This window comes from Archangium violaceum, assembly GCF_016859125.1.
Classification (GTDB): domain Bacteria; phylum Myxococcota; class Myxococcia; order Myxococcales; family Myxococcaceae; genus Archangium; species Archangium violaceum_A.
In genome coordinates, this window is sequence record NZ_CP069338.1 from 6,360,578 (window position 1) to 6,386,460 (window position 25,883).

The 25,883-nt window shown below is 68.5% G+C and carries 21 protein-coding genes; 11 read left to right on the forward strand and 10 right to left on the reverse strand.

Annotated elements, in window-relative coordinates:
• Positions 1 to 79: 79 nt before the first annotated feature.
• On the reverse strand, positions 80 to 3,031 hold the full coding sequence (locus tag JQX13_RS27200) for a helicase C-terminal domain-containing protein (protein WP_203402398.1): 2,952 nt from the start codon (positions 3,029 to 3,031) through the stop codon (positions 80 to 82).
• Between the two features lie 313 nt (positions 3,032 to 3,344).
• Here JQX13_RS27200 and JQX13_RS27205 point away from each other — a divergent pair, with 313 nt between their 5' ends.
• A complete protein-coding gene (locus JQX13_RS27205) occupies positions 3,345 to 4,934 on the forward strand; it encodes a DUF4153 domain-containing protein (protein WP_203402399.1) in 1,590 nt (529 codons plus the stop codon).
• 67 nt (positions 4,935 to 5,001) lie between these two features.
• On the opposite strand, the gene JQX13_RS27210 is transcribed toward JQX13_RS27205, so the two are convergent.
• From JQX13_RS27210 to trmB, 5 genes are all read right to left on the reverse strand, one after another.
• Positions 5,002 to 5,415 carry a cupredoxin domain-containing protein gene (locus tag JQX13_RS27210; protein WP_203402400.1) on the reverse strand — a complete coding sequence of 138 codons (414 nt, stop codon included), beginning with the start codon at positions 5,413 to 5,415 and terminating at the stop codon, positions 5,002 to 5,004.
• A gap of 17 nt (positions 5,416 to 5,432) precedes the next feature.
• Positions 5,433 to 6,269 (reverse strand): hypothetical protein, encoded by an 837-nt coding sequence (locus tag JQX13_RS27215; RefSeq protein WP_239013890.1) that lies wholly within the window; start codon positions 6,267 to 6,269, stop codon positions 5,433 to 5,435.
• A 412-nt stretch (positions 6,270 to 6,681) separates the two neighbouring features.
• Positions 6,682 to 7,098: a hypothetical protein gene (locus JQX13_RS27220; RefSeq protein ID WP_203402402.1), complete on the reverse strand. Its 417-nt coding sequence runs from the start codon at positions 7,096 to 7,098 to the stop codon at positions 6,682 to 6,684.
• A gap of 46 nt (positions 7,099 to 7,144) precedes the next feature.
• Positions 7,145 to 8,221 (reverse strand): diguanylate cyclase, encoded by a 1,077-nt coding sequence (locus JQX13_RS27225; protein ID WP_203402403.1) that lies wholly within the window; start codon positions 8,219 to 8,221, stop codon positions 7,145 to 7,147.
• 109 nt (positions 8,222 to 8,330) lie between these two features.
• Entirely contained in the window at positions 8,331 to 8,951 is a 621-nt protein-coding gene (gene trmB, locus JQX13_RS27230) for a tRNA (guanine(46)-N(7))-methyltransferase TrmB (protein WP_203402404.1), read from the reverse strand.
• Between the two features lie 91 nt (positions 8,952 to 9,042).
• On the opposite strand from trmB, the gene JQX13_RS27235 reads away from it, so the two are divergent.
• The 6 genes from JQX13_RS27235 to JQX13_RS27260 all read left to right on the forward strand — a co-directional run bounded on the left by JQX13_RS27235 (position 9,043) and on the right by JQX13_RS27260 (position 17,329).
• Complete coding sequence (locus tag JQX13_RS27235; protein ID WP_203402405.1) at positions 9,043 to 9,969, forward strand: bifunctional riboflavin kinase/FAD synthetase; 927 nt, start codon at positions 9,043 to 9,045, stop codon at positions 9,967 to 9,969.
• A gap of 155 nt (positions 9,970 to 10,124) precedes the next feature.
• A complete protein-coding gene (gene pilB / locus JQX13_RS27240) occupies positions 10,125 to 11,828 on the forward strand; it encodes a type IV-A pilus assembly ATPase PilB (protein WP_203402406.1) in 1,704 nt (567 codons plus the stop codon).
• 72 nt (positions 11,829 to 11,900) lie between these two features.
• The gene (locus tag JQX13_RS27245; protein ID WP_275425017.1) at positions 11,901 to 12,983 is read left to right on the forward strand and encodes a type IV pilus twitching motility protein PilT; all 1,083 of its coding nucleotides are present in this window, start codon (positions 11,901 to 11,903) and stop codon (positions 12,981 to 12,983) included.
• 51 nt (positions 12,984 to 13,034) lie between these two features.
• Positions 13,035 to 14,294, forward strand: a complete 1,260-nt coding sequence (locus JQX13_RS27250; protein ID WP_203402408.1) for a type II secretion system F family protein — start codon at positions 13,035 to 13,037, stop codon at positions 14,292 to 14,294.
• Between the two features lie 13 nt (positions 14,295 to 14,307).
• Complete coding sequence (locus tag JQX13_RS27255; RefSeq protein WP_239013891.1) at positions 14,308 to 15,909, forward strand: two-component system sensor histidine kinase NtrB; 1,602 nt, start codon at positions 14,308 to 14,310, stop codon at positions 15,907 to 15,909.
• 55 nt (positions 15,910 to 15,964) lie between these two features.
• A complete protein-coding gene (locus JQX13_RS27260) occupies positions 15,965 to 17,329 on the forward strand; it encodes a sigma-54-dependent transcriptional regulator (RefSeq protein WP_239015359.1) in 1,365 nt (454 codons plus the stop codon).
• A 24-nt stretch (positions 17,330 to 17,353) separates the two neighbouring features.
• Here the strand turns inward: JQX13_RS27260 and JQX13_RS27265 are convergent, their stop codons facing one another.
• The 4 genes from JQX13_RS27265 to JQX13_RS27280 all read right to left on the reverse strand — a co-directional run bounded on the left by JQX13_RS27265 (position 17,354) and on the right by JQX13_RS27280 (position 20,725).
• Positions 17,354 to 18,121, reverse strand: coding sequence for an ABC transporter permease (locus JQX13_RS27265; protein ID WP_203402410.1), 768 nt, complete (start codon positions 18,119 to 18,121; stop codon positions 17,354 to 17,356).
• Complete coding sequence (locus tag JQX13_RS27270; protein WP_203402411.1) at positions 18,121 to 19,083, reverse strand: ABC transporter ATP-binding protein; 963 nt, start codon at positions 19,081 to 19,083, stop codon at positions 18,121 to 18,123. Before JQX13_RS27270 ends, JQX13_RS27265 begins: the two co-directional genes overlap by 1 nt.
• A gap of 5 nt (positions 19,084 to 19,088) precedes the next feature.
• On the reverse strand, positions 19,089 to 19,991 hold the full coding sequence (locus tag JQX13_RS27275) for a hypothetical protein (RefSeq protein ID WP_239013892.1): 903 nt from the start codon (positions 19,989 to 19,991) through the stop codon (positions 19,089 to 19,091).
• 89 nt (positions 19,992 to 20,080) lie between these two features.
• Positions 20,081 to 20,725 carry a prepilin-type N-terminal cleavage/methylation domain-containing protein gene (locus JQX13_RS27280; protein WP_203402412.1) on the reverse strand — a complete coding sequence of 215 codons (645 nt, stop codon included), beginning with the start codon at positions 20,723 to 20,725 and terminating at the stop codon, positions 20,081 to 20,083.
• Positions 20,726 to 21,032: 307 nt separating this feature from the next.
• Between JQX13_RS27280 and JQX13_RS27285 the strand changes: the two genes are divergently transcribed.
• From JQX13_RS27285 to pilM, 4 genes are all read left to right on the forward strand, one after another.
• Entirely contained in the window at positions 21,033 to 21,950 is a 918-nt protein-coding gene (locus tag JQX13_RS27285; RefSeq protein ID WP_203412232.1) for a prepilin peptidase, read from the forward strand.
• 16 nt (positions 21,951 to 21,966) lie between these two features.
• Positions 21,967 to 23,088 (forward strand): sensor histidine kinase, encoded by a 1,122-nt coding sequence (locus JQX13_RS27290; RefSeq protein WP_203402413.1) that lies wholly within the window; start codon positions 21,967 to 21,969, stop codon positions 23,086 to 23,088.
• A 51-nt stretch (positions 23,089 to 23,139) separates the two neighbouring features.
• Positions 23,140 to 24,558, forward strand: coding sequence for a sigma-54-dependent transcriptional regulator (locus JQX13_RS27295; RefSeq protein WP_203402414.1), 1,419 nt, complete (start codon positions 23,140 to 23,142; stop codon positions 24,556 to 24,558).
• A gap of 215 nt (positions 24,559 to 24,773) precedes the next feature.
• Positions 24,774 to 25,856, forward strand: a complete 1,083-nt coding sequence (gene pilM / locus JQX13_RS27300; protein WP_203402415.1) for a type IV pilus assembly protein PilM — start codon at positions 24,774 to 24,776, stop codon at positions 25,854 to 25,856.
• Positions 25,857 to 25,883 lie beyond the last annotated feature (27 nt).

Here is a 25,883-nt window from a genome sequence, read left to right on the forward strand (position 1 = left end):
CAGGAGAAAACTGCTCGGCAAGAGCTGGAGCATTGGACCCTTGGGCCTCCGCCCGACACGAAGCCCGGCTCCGCCTGACTCAGCTCCTGCGGATGAGCCCCATCTCCTCGATGGCGGAGAAGAGGCGCACGCGGGCCTCGGACCAGGGGAGCATCTCCACGCGGTAGCCGGCGAGCGCGTCCAGGATGAGTTGCCGGTAGCTGGGGTGGCCGGGGTCCGCGATGACGACCACGCCCCGGTCCCCATGCGAGCGGATGAGCCGGCCCACGCCCTGGCGCAGCTGCAGCAGCGCTCGGGGCAGCCGGTAGTACAGAAAGCCCAGGTGCGTGTTGCCTCCGCGGGAGAGGGGCTCCTCGCGAGCGGCCACCAGCGGACGGCTGGCGGGCTCCAGTGGCAGCTTGTCGATGAAGACGCACCCCACGCCCCGGCCGGGGATGTCCACGCCCTGCCAGAAGCTCTTCGTCCCCAGCAGCACCGTGCCGGTGTCCTTCTCCTGCCGCGCCGCCAGAGAGCGCCCGTGCCCGCGTGACTGCCGCATCACCTCGATGCCCTGCGGCTCCAGCTTCGCCTTCACCTGGTCCGCCACGCGCTCCATGCGCCGGGTGGAGGCGAACAGGCCCAGTACGCGCCCGCCCATCACCTGGGCCAGTCCGGACACGCGCGTCGCGGCCCAATCGATGAAGGCCTCCTCGTGCGCGCGAGGCGCATCCATCACCAGCACCACGAGCGCCTGCCTGCGCAGATCGAAGGGCGTGGGCGCGCGCAGCAGCCGGGGCGCGGGAATCCCCTCGTTGCGTCCATCCAATCCCAGCCGTCCGAGCACGTACGGCGTCCGCTCGGTGCCCGTGCTCAGCGTGGCCGAGGCCAGCACCAGCGAGCGCTTGTGCTGCGCGAAGTCCCGCGACACGTAGGCCGCCACGTTCACAGGCTGCGCGCTCAGGCTCCAGCGCTGCTTGCGAGGCACCGCCGTGGCCGCGTAGCACCGTCCCTCCGCGGGCTCGTCGGACAGCTCCGAGGCCAGCGTGGTCAGCTCCAGCACCTCCGACACGCCTCCCGCCAGCTCTCGCTCCAGCGGTGGCATCTTCACCGCCAGGTCCGGGAGGATCTCCGCCAGCCCCACCGTGAGCAGCTTGTGCAGGGATTGGAGGCACTCGCGCACCTCCAGGAGTCCCTCGCGCACCGGCTCCCATGTGGCGGCGGCCCGAACCTCGGGGGTGATGCGCAGCTCCGGCGCGTAGGCGGACTCGTCCGCGTCCTCGGAGGCACTCGCCGCGGCCGGCTCGCACAGGGCCATCACGCGCTCGCCCAGGCCGCGCGCGGCCGAGCCCACCGAGAGCAGGGCACTGTCGATCTCACTCATCAGCACGCGGGCTTCCGCGCGCCGCGAGGCGAAGAGGGCCCGCCGCAGCTCGGCGAAGAGGCCGCGCCGCCCGTCGCGCCCGTGGAGCCGCTCGGTGAGCCGGCTGAAGGCCAGGTCCGACAGCTCCGAGGAGAGCGCGGTGGTGGCGACGTCCTCCACCTCGTGCGCCTCGTCGAGCACCAGGTGCTCCAGCTTGGGGTAGCGCGCGGGCCAGGCGAAGGCGAGCGACTGGTTGATGACGAGCACGTCCGCGTCGCGCGCCTGGGCCACGGCCGAGTGGTAGTAGCAGCGGTGGAAGTGCGGGCAGCGCTCGCCGAGCGTGGTGGCCGCCTCCGAGCGCACCGCGGGGGAGAGCGCGAGCAGCACGGGGAAGCGCTCGCGGAACCAGTGGCTCAGCCGGTCGAGGTCTCCATCCGGGCCACGGCGCATCAATGCACGCAGGTAGGCACGGGGGGCTCGCGCGGTGTGGCGCATGCCGGGCTCCACGCGGGTGATGTCCAGCGCGCGGCGGCGGCAGAGGTAGTTCGTCTGGCCCTTGAGGAGTGCGTAGGAGAAGGCTCCGCCGGTGGCGCGGTGCAGGCGGGGCAGGTCCTTCTCGATGAGCTGGTCCTGGAGCGTCTTGGTATGCGGGGCCACGCCCACCTTGCGCCCGTTGCGAGCGGCGAAGAGGGCGGCGGGGGCCAGATACGCGAGCGACTTGCCTGTGCCCGTGCCGGCCTCCACCGCGAGCTGCCCCCCGTCGGACAGGGTGCGCGCCACGGCCTGGGCCATCTCGAGCTGGGCGGGGCGGGCCGCGAAGCCCTCCTGCGCGCGCTCCAGGGCTCCCCCGGGGCCGAGCAGCGCCGTCACCTCCTCGGTGCGCACGGGCAGCACGGGGGTGCTCTCGTCGGGCTGTTCGGAAGGCGGCTTCGAGCCGTCGGTGCGCTGGCGCTCGGGGCGTCCGGGGAGGAATCCCGTGGCCTCCAATTTGAGCGGGGCCGAGCGGGAGCGGCACAGGTTCCACAGCCCGGTGAGGAGCGTGACGATGGGCGCCGCGTCCGGGTCGAGGTCTCCTTCGAGCTCCAGTCCAGACTCGCCGGCTTCGATCTGCGCGAGCCGCAGCGCTGCGCGCGGGTCGAGCGTCTCCAGGAGGTCGGCGAGGTCATCGGCGCGGCCGTCGCGGAGACAGCCCTCGAACGCGTGCAGCAGCACGGAGAGGGTGGCCTCGCAGTCCGTCATGGCGCGGTGGCGCGAGCGGGGGCCCTTGCCGGCCCAGCGCAGCAGGAACTCCAGCGAATGGCTGGGCAGCTCCGGGTGCAGGTAGTGCATCAGCTCGCACGAGTCGAGCACGGGGGCGCGGATGGGGCCCAGGAGGTCCGGGAGGAATCCCTTCTCGAAGGAGGCGTTGTGGGCCACCACGGTCCAGCCGGCGAGCTTCTGGCGCAGCTCGGGGACCTTCTGCGCGAGCCGGGGCTGACCGGCGAGCATGGAGTCGTCGATGCCCGTGAGCCGGCGGATGGTGAGGGGCAGGGGGCGCGAGGCGGCGAAGAAGTGGACGTAGCGGTCCACCACCTGACCGTTCTCGACGAAGAGGGCTCCGAACTCGATGACCTCGTCGACGCGCGGGTCCAGCCCCGTCGTCTCGAGGTCGAGGAATACGTGTCGGGTGAAGAGCTCCGCCGCGCTGCCCATGGAGAAGAGGGTCCAGCCTAGCCGTCTTCGGGCGTCGTGCCGAGAAACCGGCCGCCCGGGGTTCTGCTGCGAGGGAGCAGTCCTACTGGTGGCTCGTTGACTTCACGGGGGGAGGGAGTGTGGTTCACCGGCCGCAGCCGTGGCGGAGCGGACACGGGAGGGAGGGCGGAGCGGGAGGGGAGGGCGTGAGCCGGGCCGGGTTGCGACCGCTGGGCGCGGCGAACCGACCGTTCGGCGTGGAGGGCCTCGTCGTCGCCTCGGGTGGGCGCAACCTTGCACGGCATCGGGCGAACCCACGCTCTCGGAGTCTCATATGACGACCGCCGCCACTGGCCTGCCAACTCCGCATGTCGATGTTCCCCTCGTACCCGCCGTTCCCCGCCTCCGCAGGCCCCGCGCGACGTTGCTCGCGGCGCTCGGGTTGGGCATCTGCGCCGAGGTGCTCTTCGATGGGCCCGCGCTCGGCCTCTCGTTCCCTCTGTTCGTCGTGCTTCTCCTATCGGCACTGCTCACCGTGGGAGGCCGCGAGAGCTGGCAGCGGGCCCGTCCCAACGCGTGGCTGCTCGTGCCGCTGCTGTTCTTCTCCGGGATGGTGTTCGTGCGCGCGAGCCCGTTGCTCACGACGCTCAACGTGCTCGCCTCGGGCTTCCTGCTGTTGCTGGTGACACACTTCTGGGCGGCGGGCCGCGTGGAGCGGCTCGGGCTGTGGAGCTATCCGTTCACCGCGCTCGGGACCTTCTTCCAGGCGGTGTTCCTCCCTCTGGGCGTGGTGCGCGCGGAGGTGGACCTGTCCGCGGCCCGCGCGCATGCGCCGAAGCTGATGCCGGTGTTGCGTGGAGCGCTGCTCGCCGTACCCGTGCTGCTCATCTTCACCGGATTGCTCGTCTCGGCGGACGCCGTCTTCGCCACCGCGGTGGAGCGGGTGCTGTCCTTGGACCTGGGGTTGTCGTTCATGGACGCGGTGGGGCGGGGGGTGTTCATCGCGGGCAGCGCCTTCGGGGTGCTCGGGCTGTTCGCCCACGCGCTACGCCGCCGCCGCCATGGCGGTGAGGCCGGTGAGACGGAGGTGGCTCCCGTCGAGGCCCGTCTGGGCTTCACCGAGAGCCTCACGCTGGTGGGCCTGGTGGATCTGCTCTTCCTGGGCTTCGCCGCCATCCAGCTCGCCTTCCTGTTCGGCGAGGCGCACCTGCCCTCGGGGCTCACCTATTCCGAGTACGCCCGGCGCGGCTTCTTCGAACTGCTCGCGGTGTCGGTGATGACGCTGGGGCTCAGCCTGGCGTTGGCGCGCTGGACGCGGCTGCACGGGCAGGGGCAGCTCACCGCCTTCCGAGCGGCGTGCACGGCGATGGTGGGCCTGGTGCTGGTCATCCTCGCCTCGGCGATGAAGCGTATGGCGCTCTACGAGTCCGTCTACGGTTACACGGAGCTGCGCGTGTACACGCACGTCTTCATGGTGGCGCTGGCCGGGGTGTTCGCCTGGCGCGTGGTGACGCTGTGGTGGCGGCCGGAGCGCTTCGCCATCGGGGCCTTCGTGGGGGCGCTCGGCTTCCTCGCCACGCTGAACGTGCTCAACCCCGACGCCTTCATCGCGCGCGGCAACCTCGCGCGCTCCTCGGAGGGCGTCGTCCTCGACGCGGAGTACATGACGCTGGCCCTCTCGGAGGACGCCGCGCCGGAGCTGGCCGCGTACCTGGCGCAGCGGCCCGAGAGCGAGCAGCTCGAGGGCTCCTTCGCGATGCGGGCCCGCCGCTCGCTCTGCGCCTACGCCCGGGAGTCGATGCCGGGAGGCTGGCCGGCCTTCCACCTCGCGCGTCACCGGGCCGCGAAGCTGGGGGCGCCGCTCTGGTGCCCTGCTCCGTCCCCCGTCCAGACGTCACCCTACGCTCGGGAGTGGAGGCGTTGATACGAGAAGGGGGCCACCCCATCGCGCGGATGGAGTCGGCCCCCTCGGAACGGCGGATGGAGTGGAATCACTCCACCATGAACACGCCGCTGATCATCTTCCCCATGGCGCAGCCGTAGACGAGCTTGCCCGTCTTGTTGGGGGTGAAGCTCACCTCCACCGGCTGGTTGAGGGGCAGCGGGGTGTTGATGTTGTACTCGTCGAGGACGATCTCCGTCGCGCAGGTCTGGTCCGTGGTGCGGGTCAGCACCAGCTTCACGGGCTCGCCCTGCTTGAGGGTGACGGGGCTCGGCTCGTAGCCCTTCTCGGTGACGGAGAGCGCGATGGTGCGCGGCTCACCGGGCTTCGTCGGCTGGGCGGTGGCCGCGGCCGAGGGCTCCGCCGGCTTCGATTCCTTGGAGCAGCCCTGCCCGGCGCTCAGCACCGCGGCCGCCAGGGTGAGGGCCAGCAGCGGCTTGATGATTTTGGAGATGAAGGGCATCGGCGGTTCCTTGGGGGCTAGTCGTTCTCTTCGGCCTCGTTGCCGGGCATCTCCGCGTCCGGGGCGTTCTCGGCCGAGAAGCGCACCAGGGCGTGCAGCGGGACGAATACCTCGTGTCCGTCCTCACCGACGATGAGGTCGAAGCGTCCCACCACGCGCAGCCGCATGGTGAGCTGGATGCCATTGCGGAGTGTCAGCCGCACGCGCTCGCCCTGGTGGGCGAGGAAGGGGCGGGGGTCCGAGAACGGGCGCTTGTCCGGCTGGCGCGCGACGTTGACGGGCTTCTGGGCCAGCTTCTGATCGCGCTCGAGGTGGGGCGTGAGCTGCTCCCAGTCCGTGCGGCGGGTGAGCATGACGACCTGGAGCTTCTCCAGTCGGCCACTGCGGCCGAGCACGAAGGAGATGGGCTCCACGCTCGCGAGCGTATCGAGCACGGTGCGCTCGCCCAGCACGATGGCCAGCTCCGTCTTCGACTCGAGCAGCCCGTTGATGAAGGTTCCCACCGAGGAGTCATCCACCTCGCCGCGGGCCTGCTTCACGGCGGCCTTGCGCTGGGTGCGCTCCTTGCGTGCGAGGAACTCGGCCACGGTCAGGCCGCTCTGCAGCACGCCGAAGGCATCGGGGAGCGACAGGCCCGGGTTCTGGCCCATCAGCTCGTACACCTGGTCGAAGCGCTTGGCCTCCTCGGCGTGCAGCTTGCGCCACACGCGGCACTTCATCTTGCCCTCGAGCTCGCCCTTGGCGATGCGCGCCGGCACGTGCTCCTTGGTGGCGAGCGCGAGGATCTGCTCGGGCGTGGGAGGGGGGCGGGGCGCCCTGGGGCGTCCGAATCCACCGCCGGGACGCGAGCCCATCGGTCCCGCTCCAGGCGCGCGGCCAGCCGAGGGGGCGGGCCGTGGCGAGGTCGGGGAGGGGATGGGCCGAGGGGCGGTGGGAGTGGGGATGGGCCGAGGGGCGGGGGCCACGGACGCAGGTGTCACCGGAGCCGACGGCGTCACCGGCGCCGAGGGAGTCGGCGTGGGCTTCGGCGTCACGCTGGGCGTCACGCTGACGGTGGGGCCGGGCGTGGGCGCCGAGGGCGTCGGCGTGGGCCGCGGCGTGGGCCGCGGGGTGACAGAGGTCGTGGGCGTCGGGGTCGGCGCAACGGTGCCGGGAGTGGCGGCCGGGCGCCGGATGACCTCGACTGCGGGGGCGATCCGCCGTGTTTTCCGATCGTTCACGTTCGTAGGCTACCTGATGCGCGAGCGGCCTGGGGGAGGCCTGTGCTCACGGCTGCTGGAGGGACTGCGTAAGGTCAATCTTCCATCCGGCGGGTTCACGAACCATCCGGACCTGACTTCTTCCATTCGAGGAAACCACGGTTACCTTCGCCACGTCCCCTTCCTCGCTTGAGAGCGAGACTTCCGTAACATCGGCGGGGGGTGGAACATTCGCGAAGAAGAAGGCTACCGGATCCGCCTTCACCGCGCCCGCGGAGGCGTCGGCCGCCGCCTGGGCCCGGGCCTTGAGTGCCTCCTGGGTGGGCTGGGAGAGGACGGAGTAGGCGGTCTTCTCATCGCCGCGCTGCACGGCCCGGTGGAAGGTCTGGTAGGCCTTCACGGGCGTCTCGTAGCTGGGTCGGTTGCAACCACCGAGAGCCAGCAGGGCCAGCAGGAGGAGCGACATCGCGGGCGGCAGGCGCATGCTCCTGCCATCTAGGCCAAAGCGGAGCGCTCGCCAAGAGGCTGAATCAACCGGGAGTCTCTTCCTGATGTTGGCGGACGCAATTACGGCCGGCGGCCTTGGCCTCGTAGAGGCAGACGTCGGCCACACGCAGCAATTCTTCCAGGGCGAGAATGCTCTTGGCGGGCACGCTGGCCACCCCAAGGGAGGCCGTGCACCGCACCTGCTGGCGAGACCCGTCCTGGGCGCGGTGCTCCAGCTGGAGCGAGGCGATGGCCTCGCGCACGCGCTCGCAGGCCCCGAGTGCCTCCTTGGGCCCCGTCTCCGGCAGCAGGGCGATGATCTCCTCGCCTCCATATCGAGCCACGAAGTCCACCTCGCGCAGCTTGCCGCGTACCGCCCGGGCCACCGTGCGCAGCACCTCGTCCCCGAAGGGGTGGCCGTAGGTGTCGTTGAGCCGCTTGAAGTGGTCGATGTCCAGCATCACCAGCGACAGGGGCGAGCGGTAGCGCGTGGAGCGGATGAACTCCTCGGTCAGCCGCTCCTCGAAGTAGCGGCGGTTGTAGAGGCCGGTGAGCGCGTCGATTCGGGTGAGGGCCAGCAATTCCTCGCGTTTCTGGGCCAGCTCCTTGTTGGCCCGGTCCAGCTCGCGGTTCTTGAGGTCCATCTCCCGGTTCTTCTCCACCAGCGTGTCCTGCAGCGCCTTGAGGCGCAGCATGGACTTCACGCGCGCGGAGAGCTCCAGCATGTCGAAGGGCTTGACCAGGTAGTCATCCGCTCCCAGCTCGAGCCCTTCCACCTTGCCCGCCGCCTGCCGGGCCGTCACCAGGATGACGGGGATGAAGCCGAAGCCCCCCTCGCCGCCATTGGCCTTGATGATGCGGCACACCTCCACCCCGCCCAGCCGCGGCATCTCCACGTCCATGATGATGAGGTCCGGCCTCACCTCCCGGAGCGAGCGCAGCGCCTCGGTGCCGTCATGGGCCTCGCGGAAGCGGTAGCCGTGAGAGGCCAGGCCCTCGCGCACGTGCTGGATGTTGGCGGGGTCGTCGTCGACGAGCAGGATGGTGCGGTCGGCGAGCGTGGGTGTGGCCAGGGTGCGGCGGGGCGCCTCTCCCACTTTTTTGATCGAATCGTCCGCCATGTCGCTGCCGTCCACCTGTGACCCCCCTCGTCCGGGGGTGTCCGGGGGGCCCCTGATTCTTTCCCGGAAGCGGCACCGCTGCCAAGCCAGCCGCCCGTCCGGGTGCTCCTCAGGCGGGCTTGCGCAGACGGGCGCGGTACACGGGCTCGCCGCTGGCCAGATAGCGCCGCTCGCGGGTGGAGGGGACCTCCTCGGGATCATAAGGGTGGAACACACCCTTGCCGAGCGGGTTGAGGAAGCCGGCGTCCTCCAGGATGGCCAGCATGGAGACGCCCCGGTCCTGAACGTCCGTGCGCATGTCGAACAGGCCGCCGGGCTTCATCCGGTCCAGGAGCAGCCTGGCGAACTCGGGCTGGATGACGGCGCGCTTGAAGTGGGCGCGCTTCCACCACGGGTCGGGGAACTGGAGGTGGATGGCATCCAGCGAGCCCGGCGCGAAGATGCGCGGCACCACGAAGCGCGCGTCGGCCTCGAGCACGCGCAGGTTGCGCAGGCCCATCTTGCTGCCGCGGTCCAGGGTGTCGCGCGCGTACTTCTTGCGCCACTCGAAGGCGACGAAGCGCACCTCGGGGTGGCGCCGGCAGTACTCGAGCGCGTGCCCACCGGCGCCGGAGCCGATCTCCAGCTCCAGGGGGCCGGAGAAGCCGAACTCCATGTCCCAGTCGGGAGGGGATTCGAGATTGGCCAGGTGCAGGCCGACGGGATCGGGGAGGAGGCGGGGGCGGGCCATGACGGATGCGTGACGCTGGGAGGCCTCTTCGCACGGGCCGGGGCGGTCTGGCCAGGGCAAAGCGACGGTTTTGGCGCTATACCGGCGACCCATGAAGGTCTTCCAAGGTGTGTCGGAGGCGCGGGCGCTGGCCGGTTGCGCGCTCGCGCTGGGCAACTTCGATGGTGTGCACCTGGGCCACCAGGCCCTCTTCGCCGAGGCCCGGCGCCGGGGGGTTCCCTCCGCCGCGCTCACCTTCCAGCCCCACCCGGGCAAGGTGCTCCAGCCGGACCTGGCCCCCAAGCTCATCACCCTGCTGCCGCGCAAGCTGGAGCTCTTCGAGGCCAGCGGGTTGGACGCGGCGGTGGTGCAGCCCTTCACGCTCGAGTACGCCCGTCACTCGCCGCGCGACTTCGAGGCCTCGCTGCTGGACGAGGTGGGCGCGCGCCACCTCGTGGTGGGCCATGACTTCACCTATGGGGCCGCCCGCGCCGGCAACGCGGACACCCTGCGCGAGGCCGCCGCCGCCCGGGGCGCCCAGGTGCACGTGGTGCCTCCCGTCACCGTGGATGGGGTGGTGGCCTCGTCCTCCAAGGTGCGCGAGTACATCCTCGAGGGGCGGGTGAGCGCGGCGCAGCGGCTGCTGGGGCGGCCCTTCGACCTGGACGGCACCGTCGTCACCGGCCATGGGCGCGGCCGGGGCATCGGCTTCCCCACCGCCAACGTGGACACCCAGAACGAGCTGCGGCCCGCCGCCGGTGTGTACGCCATTCGCGTCAGCTTCCGCGGGGGGCCGGATGTCACCTGGCTTCCGGGGGTCGCGAATATCGGTGTCAAACCCACCTTCGGGGTCAACGAGGTCACGATCGAAGCGCACCTGCTCGACTTCAGTGGGGACCTGTACGGCAAGGAGCTGCGGGTGCAGTTCCTGGAGCGGCTGCGCGCCGAGCGCCGTTTTGGCTCCGTGGCGGAGCTCGTGGGGCAGATCAAGCGGGATGTCGAGGCTGCCCGAGCGGTCATCGCCCGGGCGTCCGACTGAAACTTTCCCGAATGGATTCAACGGGTTGCCAGGAGAGCGGCTCCCGTGGGCCGCCTTGACAGGTCCGCGCGTCCCTTCCTTTAATCCGTTCTCAAAGTCTCATGCGCGCCTACGTCCGCGCATCCCTTCGTTTTTCCAACGTTCGAGGCCCCTGAATGTCCGGTCGACTTGGTGAACTGCTGGTTCGCGAGAACCTCATTTCCGTCCAGCAGCTGCGCAAAGCCCAGGAAGAGCAGCAGAAGACGGGAACGCGCATCGGCACCGCCCTCATCAAGACGGGAGCCATCGAGGAGTCCAAGCTCACCGACTTCCTCTCCAAGCAGTACGGCGTCCCGGCCATCAACCTGAAGGATTTCGACATCGACGCGGAGATCATCAAGCTCGTGCCGAAGGAAGTGGCCGAGAAGCACCTGGTGATCCCCGTCAACCGCGCCGGCCCCTCGCTCATCGTGGCGATGTGTGATCCGTCCAACATCTACGCGGTGGACGATCTGAAGTTCCTCACCGGCTACAACGTGGAGCCGGTGGTCGCGTCCGAAATCTCCATCCGCGAGGCCATCGAGCGCTACTACGCCGAGAAGGGCCCGGACATGAATGCCCTCGTCGAGGAGATGGCCGAGGACATCGAGGTCGCCAAGGAGGAGGAGGAGGGCAACGTCGAGGAGATGGCCCGCGCCGCGGACGACGCGCCCGTCGTCAAGCTGGTGAACCTGATCCTCCAGGACTCCATCAAGAAGCGCGCCTCGGACATCCACGTCGAGCCCTACGAGAAGGACTTCCGCGTCCGCTTCCGCATCGACGGCTCCCTCTACGAGGTGATGCGTCCGCCGATGAAGCTCAAGAACGCCATCACCAGCCGTCTGAAGATCATGGCGAACCTGGACATCTCCGAGCGCCGCCTGCCCCAGGACGGCCGTATCAAGATCAAGCTCGGCGGTGGCAAGGAGATGGACTTCCGCGTGAGCGTGTGCCCCACGCTCTTCGGCGAGAAGGTGGTGCTCCGCCTCCTGGACAAGTCCAACCTCCAGCTGGACATGACGAAGCTGGGCTTCGATCCGCAGCCGCTGGCCTGGTTCAAGGAGGCCATCGAGCGTCCCTACGGCATGGTGCTGGTGACGGGCCCCACGGGTTCCGGCAAGACGACGACGCTCTACTCGGCGCTCTCGTCGCTCAACCAGGTCGACACCAACATCGCCACCGCCGAGGACCCGGTCGAGTTCAACTTCGCCGGCATCAACCAGGTGCAGATGCACGAAGACATCGGCCTGAACTTCGCCGCGGCGCTGCGCTCCTTCCTGCGTCAGGACCCCGACATCATCATGATCGGTGAGATCCGCGACTTCGAAACGGGCGAAATCGGCGTCAAGGCGGCGCTCACGGGCCACCTGGTGCTCTCCACGCTGCACACCAACGACGCCCCGGGCACGGTGAGCCGTCTGCTCAACATGGGCATCGAGCCCTTCCTCGTGACGGCCTCGCTCAACCTGATCCTCGCCCAGCGTCTGGCGCGCCGCCTGTGCCCCGCCTGCAAGCGGCCGGCGGAGAACGTGGACGAGCAGGCCCTCCTCAACGCGGGCGTGCCTCCGGAGAAGCTCGGCACCTTCACCGTGTACGAGAAGGTCGGCTGCCGCGAGTGCAATGATCGTGGCTACCGTGGCCGCGTGGCCATCTACGAGGTCATGCCCTTCTGGGATGGCCTCAAGGAACTGGTCATCAACGGCGCCTCCGCCGCCGAGCTCAAGGCCGAGGCCATCCGCCTGGGCATGAGCTCGCTGCGCATGTCGGCCCTGGCGAAGATGATGGACGGCGTCACCACCCTGGACGAAGTGGTGGCCAACACCGCGCCCGACAACTTCTAACCCGCTCCACCCCGCCTAATACCCCTACCCTGAAGGACGGTTTTCGTGAATCTGCACCAGCTGCTCAAGGCGATGGTCGAGAAGGGCGCTTCCGACCTCCACATCACCACCGGCTCGCCGCCCCAGCTCCGCGTGGATGGCGAGCTGGTGCCGCTCAAGACGGCCCAGCTCACCCCGGTGGAGACCAAGCAGCTCTGCTACTCCATCCTCACGGACGCCCAGAAGCACAAGTTCGAGGAGGAGAACGAGCTCGACCTGTCCTTCGGCGTGAAGGGCCTGTCGCGCTTCCGCGCCAACATCTACATGCAGCGCGGCGCGGTGGCGGGGGCCTTCCGGACCATTCCCTTCAAGATCCTCACCTTCCAGGAGCTCGGTCTACCCCCTGTGGTGGCCGAGCTGGTGAAGAAGCCGCGCGGTCTCATCCTGGTGACGGGTCCCACGGGCTCGGGCAAGAGCACCACGCTGGCCTCGATGATCGACAAGATCAACACCGACCGTCATGAGCACATCATGACGATCGAGGATCCCATCGAGTACCTGCACCCGCACAAGAACTGCCTGGTGAATCAGCGTGAGGTGGGGGCCGACACGCGCAACTTCAAGACGGCGCTCAAGTACATCCTCCGCCAGGACCCGGACGTGGTGCTGGTGGGCGAGTTGCGCGACCTGGAGACCATCGAGGCGGCGCTCGTGATCGCCGAGACGGGCCACACCTGCTACGCCACGTTGCACACCAACAGCGCGGTGCAGACCATCAACCGCGTGCTGGACGTGTTCCCTCCGTACCAGCAGCCGCAGGTGCGCGCCCAGCTGTCGTTCGTGCTGGAAGGCGTGATGAGCCAGGCGCTCATCGCCAAGCAGGGCTCTCCGGGCCGCGTGCTGGCGCTGGAGGTCATGGTTCCCAACCCGGCCATCCGCAACCTCATCCGCGAGGACAAGATCCATCAGGTCTACTCATCGATGCAGGTCGGTCAGGCCAAGTTCGGCATGCAGACCTTCAACCAGGCCCTGGCGGCGCTGCTGATGCGGCGGCTCATCAGTCAGGAAGAGGCCTTTGGACGCTCGAGCGATCCGGACGAGCTCCGCAATCTCCTGGCGGGTGCTGGGCCTGGCGGCATGCCTGGTCAGCGGCCGGCCGGTCCGGGCGCACGCTAATTCGCGAAATTCAACCGCGGGGATAGACTCGCGTCCCCCTCGGAGGCCTGTATGGCGGCAACGGCAACCCAGAAGTCGGCACCACAAAAGTCGTCGAAGAACACAGCCCAATTCCTCTGGGAGGCCAAGACCAAGTCTGGCGAGACCAAGAAGGGTGAGATGGAGGCCTCGGACGTCGAGGCCGTCAATGCCCGCCTCAAGTCGCTCGGTCTCAATCCGGTCAAGGTTCGCCGCAAGGGGATCTTCGATTCCGAGCTCAACCTCGCGCTCGGCACGGGCGTCACGGGCAAGGACATCCTCGTCTTCACCCGTCAGTTCGCCACGATGATCGACGCCGGCCTTCCGCTGGTGCAGTGCCTCGACATCCTGGGCAGCCAGATGGACAACCCGGCCTTTCGCAAGGTCGTGTTCGCCATCAAGAACAAGGTGGAGCAGGGCTCCACCTTCGCGGACGCGCTGGGAGATCACCCCAAGGTGTTCGACGAGCTCTTCGTCCAGCTGTGCGCCGCGGGCGAGGTGGGCGGTATCCTCGACAACATCCTCAACCGGCTCGCGGCCTACCGCGAGAAGAACGAGAAGCTCAAGCGCAAGGTCAAGAGCGCGATGACCTACCCGGCCATCGTGCTCCTGGTGGCCTTCGGCGTGACGGCGCTGCTGCTCCTCAAGGTGACGCCGACGTTCGAGAAGATGTTCGCGGACTTCGGCCAGGCGCTGCCCGCGCCCACCCAGTTCGTGGTGGACCTGTCGAAATGGGCCCAGGCCTACGCGGGCTACGCGTTCATGGGCATCATCGCCATCGCGGTGGCCTTCTCCTATACGTACGCTCAACCCCAGGGCCGGCGTTTCTTCGATAAGGTGTTCCTGATGGCGCCCATCTTCGGACCCGTCATCCGCAAGGTGGCGGTGGCGCGCTTCACCCGTACGCTCGGCACGATGATCTCCTCGGGTGTTCCCATCCTGGACGCCCTGGACGTGACGGCGAAGACGGCCGGTAACCGCTCCGTGGAAGAGGCCATCTACTTCGTGCGCGGGAAGATCGCCGAGGGCAAGAACATCGCCGGCCCGCTGTTGGAGACGAAGGTGTTCCCTCCCATGGTGGTGCAGATGATTGGCGTGGGTGAGGCCACCGGCGCCATGGACACGATGCTCAACAAGATCGCCGACTTCTACGATGACGAGGTGGATACGGCGGTCGCGGGCCTCACGGCGATGATCGAACCGCTGATGATGGTCTTCCTGGGCGGCGTGGTCGGTGGCTTCCTCATCGCGATGTACCTGCCCATCTTCTCCATCGCCGGTGCCATCAAGTAGCGTCGGCAGCCTCGTGCTCGCCGCTCCGCCGGAGGCCGACGCGCTGCGGACACGGCTGGTCTGGCTCACCGTGTTCCGCACGGTGGCCGTCAGCCTGTCGCTCGTGGCCGTCGCGGCCCGGCTGCTCCTCCAGCCCCTGGAGGATCTCAGCCGTGTGGACACGCTGTCGTTCGTGGCCATCGGGCTCGTCTATCTCTTCACGCTTGTTTATGGCCTCATGCTGCGCGGGGGCCGGGCGGACCGAGCGGCGGCGGTGGTGCAGGTGGCGGGCGACCTGCTCATCGCCTCGGTGCTCGTCTTCCTCACCGGCGTCGGAGACAGCCCCTTCACCTTCCTCTACCTGCTGACCGTTATTGGCGCGAGCATCCTGCTGGATGGACGAGGCGCGCTTATCGCCGCCGGGGCCAGTGCGCTCGCTTATGCGACGCTGCTCGTGGCGGTGAGGCTCCAATGGTTGGAACCGCCCCTGGGAGTGGGTGTGCTCAGCCGTCAGCGCCTCCTCTTCCTTCTGGGCAGCAACGTACTGGCCCTGTTCCTCATTGCCGCGCTGGCGGGTTACCTGACGCGCCAGCTGTCGGCTACGGGTGGACGGCTCTCCGCGCGCGAGGCGGACCTCAAGAAGCTGGACCACCTGCAGCGGCAGATCCTCGCCTGCATGCCCTCGGGGCTCATCACCTGCGACGTGGCCGGGCGTGTCACCTTCGTGAACCGGGCCGCCAGTGCCATCCTGTCTCTGGAGCCGCGGTTGCCACCGGGGCTGGACGTGGAGTCCCTGTTGCCGGGCGCGTTGGGAGCGGATGCCCGCCAGCGCCGCCGGGAGCTGGCGGTGCAGACGCCCTCTGGCGTGCGCACGCTCGGGCTGTCGGTGACGGGGTTGGAGAGCAGTGATGGAGGTGGCACGCTCATCGTCTTCCAGGATCTCACCGAGCTGCGCCGCATGGAGGAGGATCTGAAGCGCGCGGACAGGCTGGCCGCCCTGGGAACGCTGGCCGCCCAGCTCGCGCACGAAATCCGCAATCCCCTGGCGGCCATGCGGGGCTCGGCGCAGCTGCTCGTACAGGAGCCCGACACGGACCCGAGCTCGACCAAACTGGTGGAAATCCTCCTGCGGGAGTCGGACCGGCTCTCCAAGCTGGTGGAGGACTTCCTGCGCTTCGCCCGCCCGCCTCCGCCCATCAAGCAGGAGCAGGAGCTGGAGGTGCTGGTGGCGGAGACGGTGGAGATGCTGCGGGTGGACCCCATCGCCCAGCAGGTGGAGGTGGACATGGTGCTCGCCCCCTTGCGCGTGCCGGTGGACGCGGATCAGTTCCGGCAGGTGCTCATCAACATCCTGCGCAATGCCTTCCAGGCGGCCGGCCAACGGGGCAGGGTGCGCGTGACGCTGGAGGCGGTGGGCGAGGAGGCCTGGCTGCGCATCTGGGACTCGGCGGGCAGCATTCCCGCGGCGGACCTGTCACGCATCTTCGAGCCCTTCTTCAGCACCCGCGAGGGTGGTACGGGGCTGGGGCTGTCCACGGCGTACTCCATCGTGCGTGCGCATGGTGGCAACATCCGCGTGTCCTCGTCTCCGAAAGAGGGCACCGAGTTCCTCATCCAACTGCCGCTGCAGGGTTGAGGGGGAAAGGGAGGGCCTGGTCGTGCACATCCTGGTGGTGGACGATGAGCTGTCGATGCGCGAGTTCCTGGAGGTGCTGCTCACCCGGGCGGGCTACCAGGTGACGTGCGTGGATGGCGTGCGGGCGGCCAGGGAGGTCCTGGGCTCGGCGCGGGTGGACCTGGTCGTCACCGACATGCGGTTGGGCGCCTCGCAGAGTGGCATGGACGTGCTGCGTGCCACGCGGTCCCTCCCCGAGCCGCCCGAGGTCATCGTCATCACCGCCTTCGGCACGGCGGCCTCGGCGGTGGAGGCCATGCGCGAAGGGGCGTACGACTACATTGGCAAGCCCTTCGACAACGAGGAGCTGAAGCTGCTGGTGCAGAAGGCGCTGGAGAAGCGCACGCTGCGCCGGGAGAACGTCTCGCTGCGCGAGCACCTGGTGCCGGGCGCGGGAGTAATGGGGGTGGGCCGCAGCGAGCGGATGCGCGCGGTGTGGAGCCTGGTGGAGAAGGTGGCGCCCACGCGCTCCACCGTCCTCATCCATGGAGAGAGCGGTACGGGCAAGGAGCTCATCGCCAAGGCCATCCACCTCAAGAGCACGCGTGCCGGCCAGCCCTTCCTCCCCGTCAACTGCGCGGCCCTCAACGAGGGCGTGCTGGAGAGCGAGCTCTTCGGTCACGTGAAGGGGGCCTTCACCGGCGCCACGCAGGAGCGGCCGGGTCTGCTCGTGCATGCGGGGGAGGGGACGGTGTTCCTCGACGAGATTGGCGAGGTGCCGCTGGCCACGCAGGTGAAGCTGCTGCGCGTGCTGCAGGAGCGGAAGGTGAAGCCCGTGGGCAGCTCGGCGGAGATCCCCTTCCATGCGCGGGTGGTGGCGGCCACCAACCGGCGTCTGGAGGCCGAGGTGAAGGCGGGGCGCTTCCGGGAAGATCTCTTCTACCGCCTCAACGTCATCACCCTGGAACTGCCCCCCCTGCGCGAGCGGGCGGGCGACATTCCGCTGCTGGCCGAGCACTTCCTCGAGCGGCAGCGCAAGGAGCTGGGGCGGCCGGGGTTGCGCTTCTCTCCAGAGGCGCTGGCGGTGCTGGCCTCCTATCCCTTCCCTGGCAATGTGCGCCAGCTGGAGAACATCGTCGAGCGCGCGGCCACGCTGGCGGATGGAGACGTGCTGACGCTGGCCTCGCTGCCCCCCACGCTGCGGGGCGAGCCGGCACAGCCCGCCGCCGTCTCCGCCTCTCCCTCGGAGCAGGTCTCGCTTGGGACCGGCTTTTCCCTGGAGCACTTCCTGGATGATGCCGAGCGGCGCTACCTGGTGGCCGCCCTGACCCAGGCGGGTGGGGTGAAGACGCGTGCGGCGGAGTTGCTCGGCCTGACGTTCCGTTCCTTCCGCTACCGCATGGCCAAGCACGGGCTCTCCGACCGGGACGACGAGGCTTGAGCCCCGCCGTCCCACCCCACTCCTTCAGCGGAAGTCCCGCCGGTTGAAGAGGATGACGGCCAGCGACACCAGCACCCCGGTGTAGGCCAGGGCGTAGACGGCGGAGGACAGCAGCTCGCCGCCGGAGATGCTGGCGTAGTACGTCGCGTGGGGCCGGTAGTTGAGGCGCGATAGATCCGGCAGCAGGTAGTACACGGCCCGTCCCAGCGCCTGCACCGCTTCGCTCTGGGACTTGATGGCCAGCGAGTAGATGTCCGCCGAGAGGTGTCCGGCGAAGTAGATGCTGACGGTGACGAAGGCGGACACCATCTGGCTGGAGAAGCTGGACATCAGGAAGCCCACGCCACTGAGCACCCACAGCTCGAACCACTGCATCCCCACGGCCGCGAGGTGCGCGTATGTGAGGGGGCTCTTGTAGAGGACGAGCATCAGGATGAAGAGCGCGGCCATGGCCAACTGCAGCACCGTCACGGTGAGGATGTTGCCCAGCAGCCGGCCCACCAGGAAGGTGCCACGCGAGATGGGCTTGGACACCATGAGGAAGATGGTGCGCCGCTCGATTTCCCGCGAGATGAGCCCGCTGGAGAGGAAGATGGTGAGCAGCACCAGCATCAGGTTCATGGTCCCCAGGCCCACGTCCGTGAGGACGCGGTCGAACGTGCCGACGGTGACCTCCAACACGAGTGTGGTGGACATGAGCAGGGTGAGCGCGAAGATGCCCACCAGGAGGGTGACCCGGTTGCGTCGGGCCTCCCGGAAACCATTGAGCGCCAGGGCGACGAACGGACCCATTACGAAATCTCTCCTCCCACGGGGCCCTGCCGCGCCTCCTCGAGCGCGCGCAGGAAAAGCTCTTCCAGCGAAAATCGGGCGGGCTGCAACTGGGTGAGCCGCCCACCCTGCTCCAGCACCTGCTTGAGCAGGGGTTGTGCATCCGCCTCACGCACGCGCAGCAGCACGCGATTCTCCAGCTTGCGGACCTGCTCCAGCGCCAGCCCCAGCGCCTCGATGCGCTCCGCCGGCAGCCCCTCCACCGTCAAATCCAGGTGCGTCGCCTGCGCGCTCACCAACTCGGCCACGCTGCCTTCGCGCACCCGCCGGCCGCCCACCAGCACCGCCACCCGATCACAGAGCGCCTCCACGTCCGGGATGATGTGTGTGCAGAAGAGCACGGTGGTGCCCCGGTGCCGCTCCTCGAGGATGATGTCGCGGATCTGCCGGCGGCCCACAGGATCCAGGCCCGAGGTGGGCTCGTCGAGGATGAGCAGCTCCGGCTTGGAGACCAGGGCCTGCGCCAGCGCCACGCGCTGCACCATGCCCTTGCTGTAGCGGCGGAGCTGCAGGTTGGCCGCCCGCGTCATCTGCACCAGCCCCAGGACTTCGGAGACCCGGTCATCCAGCTCCTTGCCGCTCATGCCCGCCAGCCGGCCTGACAACGTGACGAACTCGCGGCCGGTCAGGTACTCGTAGGGCGCCGGGTTCTCCGGCACGTAGCCGATTCGGCGGCGTGCCTCCTTCGCGGTGGGGGGCAGGCCGAAGAGGCGTGCCTCGCCCGCGGAGGGCTGCACCAGATTGAGGAGGATCTTGATGGTGGTGGACTTGCCGGCACCATTGGGGCCGAGCAGTCCGTACACCTGGCCCGGCATCAGGGTGAGGTCCAGCGACTGGAGGGCGCGGACCTGTCGGTTCATGAGGAAGCCGAGCCGGTACGTCTTGGAAAGGTTTCGGATCTCGATGGGAGCGGGAGAGTCCATGGGAGTCACTGCACCACCTGCGTCTGCCATTGGTAGCCCCGGCTGTCGGGGGTGTAGAGTTCGAGCCGTCGCTGCTGCGACTCCGAGTAGGCGCGCTCGTCGTAGCCGATGAAGAAGCCGCCCCCCTGCGGGTCGTGCGGAGGCTGCTTCAGGAAACCCAGCCACAGCAGCGTGTCGATGTCGGGCGGGGCCACGCCAAACCGCTGGCGGAAGTCGGAGATGGCGTCATCCACCCGCTGCAGTTCTCCCTCCATCTCCAGATCGCGCACTCGCTGTTGGAAGGCCTCGCGCGTGGCCGGGTCCTCCGCGGAATCCGCGAGGGAGCGCGCCAGCGCCAGGCCGGCATTCACGTTCCCGGCCTGGGCGTAGAGGCGGGTGGCGAGCGCGGGCAGGTAGGCAGGGGCACCCGGCAGCTTCGAGGTACGCTCCAACACCTCGGCCGCCTCCCGGTACTGCTTGTGGAAGGCGCTCAGGTTGTAGGCCAGCATGATGTTCATCTCGATGTTGTCGGGCACCAGGGGCAGGCCCTTGCGTAGGAGCCGGGTGGACTCCTCGGTGTTGACCCACGTCTCACGGCCCAGATTGGTGGGCAGCGCCCCCGCGGCGAACGGGTAGACGATGCTGAACCTTGGATCCAGGTCAGTGATGAGGTCCGCGTAGGGATAGATGTCGCGGTATTCCTCGGCCTGTCGCGCGCGGCCAGTGGCCTGGATGAGCTGGAGCCAGAAGTAATCCGCGACCATCTGCAGGTGCCCCCGTCCCACCAGCCGTAGCAGCTCGAGCCGGGGCAGGAGGGGCTCCTGGTGAGGCCCCCGAGGAGGCTTGCGGGGAGGTTCCGCGAGCAGGGCGAGGATGGTCAGGCAGAGAAGGCCGGCCAGGAGGGCAGGCAGGGAGGTTCGCGACCGCATGTTGGTCTCAAAAACAGAAAGGACACCCGGGATATGCCCCGGATGTCCTTTTTACTACCCGCTGGCCCAAGGGCCGAGCGGGTAATCAATCAGATGTCGCAGTCGACGTCGTTGTAGCTCGTCCAAGGCGAACCGGCCACCGCCGTGGTCTCGGAGGCGTTGCCGCACACGTGGGCCACCGTGGCGTCACCGGTCGAGATGTACCAGGTGTCGTTGCCCACCGGGTCGTTGTCGACGTTGCCCACCGCGTAGGCGTCGATGTTGCAGCCAGGGCAGCCGGCGGTGGAGAGGCCAGGATTCCCAGGCGGCTTGCCCGTGCCCACGTGGGAGACGGTGCCCTTGGCGGTGAGCTCCGGCAGCGCCGTGGCGCCGCTGAACTTGCCCGTGTCCACGCTGATGCAGAAGGCGGAGGGGAGCTCGGCGATGGCGCCCGCGGCGCGCATCTCGCAGGTGCCCGTGTCGGCGCCGAAGTAGTAGGCGTAGCGGTTGCCGCGCTCGGGGGCGTAACCGATGATCTTGATGTCCTCCTCGTAGCGATCCTTCTCCTGGAGGAAGGCGCGCTGCGTGGTGAACCAGGCCTTCAGGTTGGCCTTGGCCTCACCCTGCTTGGAGCGGGCCTGGAACTTGATGAAGTTCGGGATGGCGATGGCTGCGAGGATGCCGATGATGGCCACCACGATCATGAGCTCGATGAGCGTGAAGCCACGGTTCTTCCGGGCGGACAGACGGGTCATGGGGTTCCCTTCGATGGGTAGCGGCCGAAGCCGTGGGTTGCGGCTGTAGCCGTGACGAGGAATAGCACGAACGATGCCACCGTCAAACGAGCCACCCCTCCACGGAGATCCAGGTACTTGCGTTGGATCACCAGACGCGGTGACAAAAAAGGGGTGCCAATTTTTGTCACCAGGGTGACAGGAATCGTCTGCCCGCGGTGCACTCCCGGGCCCTATGCTGCGCGCCTCGGAGCTTCTCGTGGATGAAGGGACGTAGAACGTGACTCTCCAGGCGGTGGAAGCCGTGGCCGTGGCGCTGGTTTTCGTCATGGGCCTGATCTTCGGCAGTTTCCTGAATGTCGTGATCGCTCGCGTGCCCGCGGGCGAGAGCATCGTGCGGCCCCGTTCGCGTTGCCCCCGGTGTGGGCACCAACTCGCCTGGTACGAAAACATTCCGGTCCTGTCCTGGATCGCCCTGCGCGCGCGTTGCAGCTCGTGTGGCCTGCCCATCTCCTGGCGCTACCCGCTCATCGAGCTGCTCACCGGCGTGCTCTTCCTCGCCTGCCAGCGCCGCTTTGGTTGGAGCCCCGAGCTCGTGTCCGGCCTGGTGTTGGTGCTGCTGCTGGTGCCGCTCTCCTTCATTGATCTGGAGCATTGGATACTTCCGCACGAGCTGACGTGGCCGGGCATCGCCGCGGGCGTGGTGCTGTCGGCGACACAGGGGCTGGAGCGGCTGCGCGACTCCGTCATCGGCGCGGTAGCCGGCTTCCTCATCTTCTGGGCGATGGAGTGGATAGGAGAGAAGATCTTCAAGAAGGAGGCCTTGGGGGCGGGTGATAAGGATCTGCTCGCACTCCTTGGGGCCTTCCTGTCGTGGAAGGCGCTGCTTGGCATCATCTTCCTCTCCTCGCTGCAGGGTGCTGTGGTGGGCTCGCTGATGTTGCTCATCCACGGACGGGCGGGACCGGCGCCGGAGCCCGAGGCTTCGGAGCCGCCATCCTCCACCCTCCCAAGTGCGCAGGTGCCTCCCGAGGGCGAGCCTGGAGCAGCGCCGGAGTCCGCGGATGCGGATCACGCACGAGAAGAGAAGGGGGAGGGCGAGGAGGACGACTGGGTCCCGGGCCCCACCAACATCCCCTTTGGTCCCTGGCTGTCGCTCGCGGCCCTCGAGATCATGCTGCTGGGTCCCTGGCTGAGCGAGGTGCTGCCGGTGCCATTGGATCTGCTGCTGTCGGGAGTGCGGTGAGGGAGGGCGGGCGCGGATGAAGTGGCGGATCGCCAGCGTCGCCTTCTTGCTGAGCGTGGTGGGGACGGGCCTCACCTGGCTCACCCTTCAGCGGCCGTTGTTGGCACTGATGGAGGCGGGGCGCCAGTGCGCGGCGCATGGCTCGCCGGAAGCCTCCGCGTTGGCTCGGACAATCGGCTCGCTGCCGTTCCTGCTGGCGTGGGATCTGCTGCTGCTCACCCTCATGTCGTACGGAGTCTTGGACTTCATGGTGGGCCGGCCCCTGCGGCGGACCGAGGATGTGGTGGAGCAGCTCGGCCGGTTGGAACTGGACGTGTCGTTGCCGGAGAGCCCGGGGCCGTTGCTCTCGCGCATCCAGCGGGCGCTCTCCCGTATGATGGTGGCGCTCCAGGGGGAGCAGGAGACCACGCTGCGCCAGATGGAGGCGTTGCGTGCCGCCAACGCACGCCTGGCCCAGGCTCAGACAGAGCTCGTCTCGGCGGAGCGGTTGGCCACCGTGGGCCGGCTCGCCGCGGGCGTCGCCCACGAGGTGGGCAACCCGCTGGCGGGCATCCTCGGCTATCTCTCCCTGGCCGGTGCCCGCGTGAAGGACTCCGAGGTGCAGGAGTACCTCGCGCGCATCGATCATGAGGTGCAGCGCATCGACGGCATCGTGCGGGGCCTGTTGGAGATCGGCCGTCCGGGCTGGGAGCGGCTGGGACCGGTGGATGTGGGGCACGTGGTGGAGACGTGCGTGCAGCTCGTGAAGGCCGGGCGGGACTTCTCGCAGGTGGACGTGTGCCTGGCGCTCACGCCCGGGCTGCTCGCGCGGGCGGACTCCGGCCCGCTGTCACAGATCGTCATCAACCTGTTGCTCAACGCGGTGCAGGCCATGGGAGGGCAGGGGGTCGTGCGGCTCTCCACCTGGAGTGAGGGAGGGGACGTCCTGTTGATGGTGGAGGACACGGGGGCCGGCATTCCGGCGGAGGTGATGCCGCACCTCTTCGAGCCCTTCTTCACGACCAAGGCACCCGGGCAGGGCACGGGGCTGGGACTGGCCGTGTCGCTGCACCTGACGGAGGGGATGGGCGGGCGGCTGACGGCGGAGAACGTCCCGGGTGGAGGGGCTCGCTTCTCCGTGCGCCTGCCGGGCCTCTGAGGTGGAAGCTGGCCGTGCGCCCCGGAGTGGGCTACTTCTAGAGGGGCACTCATGGCCCTCTTCCGCAGCATCCTCGTCGCTGACGACGAGCCTTCCGTCCGTCATGTCCTCACGCTGGTGTTGTCCGGGCTGGGCTACGAGGTACGGGCCGTGGCCGATGGCGAGGAGGCCCTGCGCGAGCTGTCCGCGCGCGGCTATGACGTGCTGCTGTGTGACGTGCGCATGCCCAGGCGCGACGGCCTGTCCCTGCTGCGCCAGGCCTTGAGCGAGCACCCGGGGCTGACGGTGGTGGTGATGAGCGCGTACGGCTCTCAGGCGCAGGCGCTCGAGGCGGTGGGCGCCGGTGCGTACGACTACGTCCGCAAGCCCTTCAAGCCCGAGGAGATCGTCTTCGTCCTGCGCAAGGCAGAGGAGCGCGAGCGGCTGCTGCGCGAGAACCGGCGCCTGCAGGGGGCCGGTGGCTCCGTGTCCGGCGAGGGCATCCTCGGCGAGAGCGAGCCCATGCGGGTGGTGATGCGGCAGGTGGAGCGGCTGGCGCCGGTGGGCACCACCGTCCTCATCACGGGTGAGAGTGGAACGGGCAAGGAGCTCGTCGCGCGGGCCCTGCACGCGCGCTCGCCCCGGTCCGCCATGCCCTTCGTCGCCGTCAACTGTGGGGCCATCCCCGCGGGCCTCCTCGAGAGCGAGCTCTTCGGTCACGCGAAGGGCGCCTTCACGGACGCGCGCACCGCCCGGCGCGGCCTCTTCAGCGAGGCGGATGGCGGCACGCTCTTCCTCGACGAGGTGGGGGAACTGCCCCCGCCCGCCCAGGTGAAGCTGTTGCGTGTGCTCCAGGAGGGGGAAATCCGTCCGCTGGGGGAGAACCGCGCGGAGAAGGTGGACGTGCGCGTCATCGCCGCCACGCTGCGCGATCTGGGCCGCCTGGTGGAGCGGGGCGAGTTCCGCGAGGACCTCTACTACCGGCTCAACGTGGTGAACGTGCGCGTCCCCCCGCTGCGCGAGCGCCCTGGAGACATTCCGCTGCTGGCGCGGGCCTTCCTCGCGCGCTTCAACCGCGAGCTCAACCGTGAGCCTCCCGTTCGGGGCCTCACCCCCGAGGCCGAGGCGCTGATGGCCTCCTACTCCTGGCCCGGAAACGTGCGGGAGCTGGAGAACGCCATGGAGCGTGCCGTCCTGCTGGCCGAGGCGGAGCTGATCCTCCCGCAGAACCTGCCAGAGCGGCTCTGGTCCTCGCCGCCTCCTCCGGCCATCGTGCCGGCCTCGGCCCCCTCCCACCCCGCGGCCGATACGAATCTGTCACTCAAACAGGCCATCCGGGACCTGGAGGAGTCCTACATCCGCGCCGCCCTGCGCCGGACCCGGGGCAACCGCACCCGGGCCGCCGAAGTGCTGGAGATCAGCCATCGGGCCCTGCTGTACAAAATCAAGGAATACGGAATCGACGCGGACGCCGAGGGCGAGCGAGGCTGACTGCCCGTGCGGCAGTGGACGAGCCGCGGGGGAGGGCGATTTGACGAAACGCGTCCCAGGCCGGAAAATCGGCTTGTCAGAGCGGCGTGGGTGCACCGCCGTGGACGTTCGGGGGACAGATTGGCCGCCTGCTGAGCGGGCAGGCGCGGAGCACTTTTTAGGAGGGCTCGCGGGCCGGTGCTACGCTGGTGGCCCCTCCACGGAGCAACGACTGTATGGCGAAGGGAAAGCTGGCTCTCGGTCTCGATATCGGATCGACCTCGGTGAAGATGATCCTGCTCAAGGAGCAGCGCAAGCGTGGCCAGGTGAGCTACGCGCTGCAGAGCTTTGGGATGAAGCCGCTGCCTCCCGAGGCCATCGTCGACGGCGCGCTCATGAACTCCACCGCCATCGTGCAGGCGCTGCAGGAGTTGATGACCGAGCTGAAGATCAAGAACAAGGAGGTCGCCATCGGCGTCTCCGGCCACTCGGTCATCATCAAGAAGATCCAGATGCCCCGCATGAGCCAGGAGGAGCTCGAGGAGAGCATCCAGTGGGAGGCGGAGCAGTACATCCCCTTCGACGTCAAGGACGTGAACATCGACACGCAGATCCTGGACGCGGGGGGCAATGACGCCACCGGCCAGATGGACGTGCTCCTGGTCGCGGCCAAGAAGGACATGATCAACGACTACACCACGGTGGTCTCCGAGTCGGGGCTGCAGCCGGTGGTGGTGGACGTGGACGCCTTCGCCGTCCAGAACATGTTCGCCTCCAACTACGACGTCCCCGACAAGGAGACGGTGGTGCTCATCAACGCGGGCGCCTCGGTGGTGAACATCAACATCATCTCCAACGGCATCACGGTGTTCACCCGTGACGTGACCATCGGTGGCAACCAGTTCACCGAGGAGATCCAGAAGCAGCTCAACGTCTCCTACGAGGAGGCGGAGGCGCTGAAGATCGGCGGTACCCGTGGCGACTCGGACGCGGTCGTTCCCCAGGAGGTGGAGCGGGTGCTGACGAGCGTGGCCGAGCAGGTGTCCGGTGAAATCCAGCGCTCGCTGGACTTCTACGCGGGCACCGCGGTGGATGCCAACTTCACCAAGGTCTACCTCTCCGGTGGAACCGCCAAGATTCCGGCGCTGTTCAAGACCATCGAATCGCGTGTGGGCGTGCCGGTGGAGATCCTCAACCCCTTCCGGAAGATCGACGTGGACAACCGCAAGTTCGACCCCGCCTTCATCATGGAGGTGGCGCCGATGGCAGCGGTGGCCGTGGGCCTGGCGTTGCGCCGCCCGGGTGACAAGCTCGGCTGATCTCCCCCTCTTTTCGAAGGACCGACT